Annotated in this window: 4 protein-coding genes and 1 tRNA gene; all 5 read left to right on the top strand. The window is 34.1% G+C overall.

Going from position 1 to position 7,093, the window contains the following annotated elements; translation table 11 throughout:
- Positions 1 to 2,166: gliding motility-associated C-terminal domain-containing protein (locus ACIQ11_RS07650; RefSeq protein WP_396154077.1), on the top strand; the 2,166-nt coding region annotated here is incomplete at its 5' end.
- A gap of 51 nt (positions 2,167 to 2,217) precedes the next feature.
- Complete coding sequence (locus ACIQ11_RS07655) at positions 2,218 to 3,147, top strand: type IX secretion system membrane protein PorP/SprF (protein WP_396154078.1); 930 nt, start codon at positions 2,218 to 2,220, stop codon at positions 3,145 to 3,147.
- A gap of 10 nt (positions 3,148 to 3,157) precedes the next feature.
- A complete protein-coding gene (locus ACIQ11_RS07660; RefSeq protein WP_396154079.1) occupies positions 3,158 to 5,074 on the top strand; it encodes an OmpA family protein in 1,917 nt (638 codons plus the stop codon).
- 244 nt (positions 5,075 to 5,318) lie between these two features.
- Entirely contained in the window at positions 5,319 to 6,665 is a 1,347-nt protein-coding gene (locus ACIQ11_RS07665) for a TlpA family protein disulfide reductase (RefSeq protein ID WP_396154080.1), read from the top strand.
- Between the two features lie 236 nt (positions 6,666 to 6,901).
- Positions 6,902 to 6,975: transfer RNA gene (locus ACIQ11_RS07670), tRNA-Asn, on the top strand.
- Positions 6,976 to 7,093 lie beyond the last annotated feature (118 nt).

Here is a 7,093-nt window from a genome sequence, read left to right on the forward strand (position 1 = left end):
GATTCAGTTGAAGACAGCGGTTGTACAGGAACAGCTCCTTGTACGCCAACCGATACAGACGGCGACGGAATCCCTAACTATTTAGACGTAGATTCTGATGGCGACGGTATCCCAGATTCAGTTGAAGATAGCGGTTGTACTGGAACAGCTCCTTGTACTCCAACAGATACAGATGGTGATGGTATTCCTAACTATTTAGATGTAGATTCAGACGGTGACGGTATCCCAGACTCAGTTGAAGACAGCGGTTGTACAGGAACAGCGCCTTGTACGCCAACAGATACAGATGGTGACGGAATCCCTAACTACTTAGATGTAGATTCAGACGGTGATGGTATCCCAGATTCAGTTGAAGATAGCGGTTGTACAGGAACAGCTCCTTGTACGCCAACCGATACAGATGGTGATGGTATCCCTAACTACTTAGATGTAGATTCAGATGGTGATGGCATCCCAGATTCAGTTGAAGCAGGACCAAACGGTGCAACACCAGTTGACACGGATGGTGATGGCATTCCTAATTATTTAGATGTAGATTCAGATGGCGATGGTATTCCAGATTCAGTTGAAGATAGCGGTTGTACAGGAGCAGCTCCTTGTACGCCAACCGATACAGATGGTGATGGCATCCCTAACTATTTAGATGTAGATTCTGATGGTGATGGTATCCCAGATTCAGTTGAAGACAGTGGTTGTACTGGAACAGCGCCTTGTACGCCAACAGATACAGATGGCGATGGTATCCCTAATTATTTAGATGTAGATTCAGACGGTGATGGTATTCCAGATGCAATTGAAGACAGCGGTTGTTCAGGAACAGCTCCTTGTACGCCAACAGATACAGATGGTGATGGTATCCCTAACTATTTAGATGTAGATTCAGACGGTGACGGTATCCCAGATTCAGTTGAAGACAGCGGTTGTACTGGAACAGCTCCTTGTACTCCAACAGATACAGATGGTGATGGTATCCCTAACTACTTAGATGTAGATTCAGACGGTGATGGTATCCCAGATGCAATTGAAGACAGCGGATGTACAGGAACAGCGCCTTGTACTCCAACAGATACAGATGGCGATGGTATTCCTAATTATTTAGATTTAGATTCTGACAATGACGGTATCTTAGACAGTTACGAAAATTCAGTTTGTACTCCAGCAGTTCCATTATGTGATACCGATGGAGATGGTATTCCAAACTATATGGATTTAGATTCAGATAATGATGGCGTATTAGACGTAATTGAAGCAGGCGGTACAGATGCAGATAATGATGGGGAAGTTGATGGACCAATTGGTGCTAATGGAATTCCAGTTGATTCAAACGGTGGTGAAACGCCAGGAGACACAGACAATGATGGAGCGGTTGATCCATATGATGTAGATGATGACGGTGATGGAATAGACACTATTGATGAAGATGTAGATAACGATGGTGATCCAAGAAACGATGATACAGATGGCGATGGTATTCCTAATTATTTAGACACAGATTCAGATGGAGACGGAGTTACGGATGCACAAGAAATTCTAGATGGTACTGATCCAAACGACCCTTGTGATTTTGAAGCTTCAAGTATTACACTTCCACAAGCAGCAAGCTGGAATAATGCAGATTGTGACGGCGACGGAGTTACTAATGGTCAAGAAATTATTGACGGAACAGATCCAGCTGATGGCTGTGATGCAATAATGGCAAATTCTACGTTACCATTAAGTCAAGAATTTTTAGAAGGAGATTGTGATGGAGATGGATTATCAAACGGTGAAGAAATTGGACCAAATCCAAACGAGCCATTCGATCCAAACGGAAATGGAATTCCAGATTATTTAGAGGTAAATAATCACACACCTTCTGATGATGACTTAGAAATCTTCAACTTGGTAACGCCAAATGGAGATGGTGATAATGATGTATTTGTGATTCGTAACATTGAAAGATATCCAGAAAACGAGTTAGAAGTTTACAACCGATGGGGAGTAAAAGTTTACAGTGTAGACGGATACGGACAAGACGGTAAATTCTTCAGAGGTATTTCTGAAGGTAGAGTTACAGTAAGCCAAGTTTCAGAATTGCCAGTTGGAACGTATTGGTATATCTTAAAATACAAAAACGCTACTGGCGAATGGAAACAACGAGTAGGATATTTATATCTGAACAAATAAAAAAATAAAGGGGTGAAAATTCACTTCACCCCCTTTAAAAAAAGCAATACTATGAAAAAAGTTTTAGGAAGTATTATTTTTAGTTTTTTTGCAATTGCAACGCTGTATGCACAGCAAGATGCTCAATATACTAATTATATGTATAACACTATGAATATCAATCCTGCCTATGCAGGATCAAGAGGGAATCTTAGTGTTTTTGGCTTACACAGAACCCAATGGGTAGGATTAGATGGCGCGCCAACTACAAATACATTTGCCATTCATTCTCCATTTAGGGAATCAAATGTTGGGGTAGGTCTAAGCTTTATGAATGATGTAATTGGGCCGTCAGACGAAAGTACAATTTCAGCGGACTTCTCCTACACTATTAATACATCGGATACCTATAAATTGGCATTTGGTCTTCGTGCTACTGCACATTTATTAAATGTAGATTTTTCGAAATTACACATATATAATCAAGGGGATGCGCTGGCACAGTATAATATAGACAATCGTTTTTCTCCAAACTTTGGAGCGGGTGCGTATTGGTATTCTGAAACCACGTACTTAGGAATCTCTATTCCAAATATGTTAGAAACGCAACATTTTGATAAATCACAAGTTACTTATAGTGCTACTTCTGTGCCTTATGAGCGTATGCACTATCATATTATTGGAGGAAAAGTATTAGACATAAACCCAGATATTCAATTTAAACCTGCATTTTTGGCTAAAATTGTCGAAGGCGCACCTTTACAATTGGACCTTTCCGCAAACTTTTTGTTTCAAGAAAAATTTACTTTAGGAGCGGCTTATAGATGGGATGCTGCTATGAGTGCCTTAGCGGGATTTCAAGTTAATGACAACTGGTTTATTGGTTACGGATACGATGCAGAAGTCACCAAATTAGCCAATTACAATTCGGGTTCTCACGAATTGTTTTTGAGATATGAATTTAGCAGAAAGAAACAAGTAGCATCACCAAGATTTTTCTAAAAAACAAACTATGAAAAAGCAACTAATATATTTATTAACAGTATTAATAAGCTCGCAGTTTCTGATAGCTCAAGAAAGCAAGTTGAATCTTGCTCAAAAGAAATATGATGAATTGGCCTATCCACAAGCCATTAAATTGTATGAAGAATTAGCAAAAGACGGTTACAAATCGAAAGAATTGTATGAAAACTTAGCGAATGCTTATTATTATAAAGCGGATTTTGCTCCAGCAAAAATTTGGTACGATTCTTTATTTACAGTAACAGATGACCTTTCGGCAAACACGTATAACAAATACGTAAATGCATTAAAAACTCAGGGGAATTACGAAAAAGCAGACGCTTTGATGCAAAAAATGGGAGTAAAATATCCAGATGACGCTCGTGTAAAAGTGTATAATTCAAATAAAGAATATTTATCAAAAAGTACCATAGCAATCAATACAGCGAAAGTAAAAAATGCAGGAATAAATTCAGTATATTTTGATTTTTCACCTGCTTTTTATGGAGAAAAATCAGTGGTGTTTAGTTCTACAAAATCAACAAAAAAATCTTTGTTAAATAAACACAATTGGACCAATGAATCGTTCACCAATTTATATGTTGTAGATTTTGACAAAGACAGTCTTATAAAAGGACCAAAAGGATTTAATGCTAAGATAAATAAATTTTACAACGAGTCATCGGCGGTGTTTACCAAAGACGGCAAAACAATGTATTTCACTCGAAATAATCAGTTAAAAACAAAAGCAAAAACCGATACATTAAATACGGTTTTACTTAAAATATACAAAGCCACATACGATGGCAAAAAATGGACCAATGTAATAGAATTACCTTTTAATAGTGATAATTTTAGTTGCGCACACCCAGCACTTTCTCCAGATGAAAAAGAATTGTATTTTTCTTCAAACAGACCAGGAAACAAAGGGATGTCGGATATTTACAAAATTGCTATATTGGAAAATGATACTTTTGGTGAACCTGAAAATTTAGGAGATAACATCAATACTGAAGGTAGAGAAACTTTTCCATTTATCACTCAAGATAATGTGCTTATCTTTGCTTCTGATGCCAGAGCAGGACTTGGAGGGTTAGATATGTATTATGTTCATTTAGATAGTGAAAATAAAGAAATTAAAACCTTCGGACAACCAATAAATTCTTCTTTTGATGATTTCGGATTGATTTATAAAGACCAAATTCAAGATGGTTTTTTTACTTCTAATCGCCTTGAAGACAATAAAGGTAAGGACGATATTTATCGCTTCAAAGAATTAGAAATTCCTAAAATATTTAAAATCAACGCTATCGTTCAAGAGGAAGCGACTAACCAACCTGTTGAAGCTATAGTGGTACTTTTAGATGGAAACAAAAAACAAATGGCAAAATTACTTTCAAAAGATGGAAAATTTGAAGTACCCGATTTAGAACAACAAAAAAACTATTTCGTAACCATCACGCACCCAGATTATGAAACCTATGAAGGGCCAATTGCTTTTAAAGAAAAAAACACCAATCTTGAATTTAAACTAAAGAAAAAAGTGTTAGAATTGTCTGAAGTTGATTTAGCAAAAATACTTGGAATCCGAATTATTTATTTTGATTTAAACAAGTCTCTTATTCGTAATGATGCGGCATTAGAATTGCAAAAAATCGCAGACATTATGAAAGAGTATCCACAAATGAATATCGATGTTCGTTCACATACGGATAGTCAATATGCATCGGAATACAATCAAAAATTATCTCAAAAAAGAGCTGAATCTACCAGAGATTGGTTAATTAATCAATGCATTGCACCAGAGCGATTAAAAGCGTCAGGTTACGGTGAATCAAAATTAATAAACGTTTGCGCTGATGGAATTATTTGTACTGAAGCGCAACATCAAGAAAACAGAAGATCAGAGTTTATTATCATAGATTGATTTTTTTGTTTTAGGAAATAATGTTAAATTAATTTATAAGATATGAATAACTTAAATAATATTTTCAAAACAATTAGTAAGAAGAGTATTTCTGAAATAGCATATAATGAGCAAGATATTGTAAAATTTTATTTACAACTTCTCAAAATGAAAAAGAAGCGACCTCACATAAATACACTTAATTTATTAAATAAATGTTATCCTAATGCAAATTCGCTCCTTAATAAAGTAATTGACGAAAACAATGAACAATAATTTTAAAACTTATAACTTCCTTTTTATATTAGTAATTTTATGTTATTATGGAAATAGCTATTCTCAAAAGAAAACCAATATAAAACCAATAGCCAAACAAGGCTATGAAATAAGTATTCAAACCCAAAATTTAGTAAATGAAACGGTGCAACTTTCATTTGTTTTTGGGACAAATAAAAAAAACTATGTTGTAGATAGTGTAAAAATCACAAACAATATTCAAAAAGTGGTTTTTAAAGAACCTAAAAAAATTGTTGGGGCTATTTATAAATTAGCGCTAAAATCGAATCCAAATTTTATTGAATTAGCTATTGATAATGGCAATTCTCTTCAGTTAAAAGCATCTGGAACCAACATTCAAAATTGGGAAATTTTATCAAACGCACTAAATAAAGATTTTTTAGATTATCAAAGAAAAACCAACGCGCTATCAAAACTTGAACAAGCTGAAAGCAGAAATCAACTTCAGAAAAAATATCCAAATTCGATGTTATACATTTATTTTTGGGCGGAAAACAAAACGCAATCACCAAAAATTACAGACGCAAATGAACAGCAAATAGCCTATGATTCGTTTTTTGATACCGTAAATTCAAATGATAAAAGATTGGCATTTTTACCAAACATCAATAAATTATTATATAAACTGGTTACTATTTTACCTTTAACCAATGAAAATTACATTAAACACATAGATAAATTATTGAAAGGTCTGGATTGTAAAACACAAAATTACTCCATTTTTACAAAGTACATCTCGGCAAATTTAGCTTTTTTTGAAAGTTCTAATTTAGAAATCGCGTACAATCATCTGTATGAAAATTACATCAAAGACAATACTTGTAAATCGTTTTCAGATACCGATATGAATAAGTTCACCAATGAATACGATACAAATAAAAAAGTGCCATTAAATAGTATTTTTCCAGAATTGTCATTTGCTAAGAAAGACAGCACAGCGGTAAAAATTCAAGATATTTACTCCCAAAATGAATATACATTAGTCACTTTTTTTAGTCCAACTTGCCAACATTGTATCGATAAAATACCAGAAATTAAGAAGTTTATGGTAAATATCAAGGAAAAATATCCAAATAAAAAAACAGAATGGGTAACTATACTTAATGATAAAGAAGAAGACAAATGGTTGCCTTTTATAGAAAAAAACCAACTTGAAACAGCTGCAATCAATTTAAAATCTTTAGATCCAAATAGAGCGTATCAACAAGTTTTAAATGCGTATTCTAATCCGTGTTATTTTCTACTTGATAGAGAAGGTAAAGTAATATTGAAATCGTTTAATAATAAAGCTATATTGGAAATTATTAATCGTTAGTTTTTTACTTTACTTAATATTATTTCACTTGATATCCCTTCAATTTTAAACCTATTCACAACTCCTTTATAAATTTTATCAAGTGGATTAGGAATCGGTTTTCAAGGAGTAAAACTTGTTCAAGGAACTTGTATATATTAAATAATGCATTTTATTTAAAATCAAAAAACTGCAAAAATATTTTTTTAAAATAAAAATTCAATTATATTTGCACTCGCTTAAATAAAGAAGCAACTTCCTTCTTAGCTCAGTTGGTTAGAGCATCTGACTGTTAATCAGAGGGTCCTTGGTTCGAGCCCAAGAGAGGGAGCAAATGAAAAAGAGGTCTTAATAGACCTCTTTTTTTATGGAATAAATCAAAGCTTAATTTCTTATAGTCTTCTAAATCTTTTGAAAAAAGACCAAATTACTTCACAAGCATTCATATC

Source organism: Flavobacterium sp. (assembly GCF_044361065.1).
Classification (GTDB): domain Bacteria; phylum Bacteroidota; class Bacteroidia; order Flavobacteriales; family Flavobacteriaceae; genus Flavobacterium.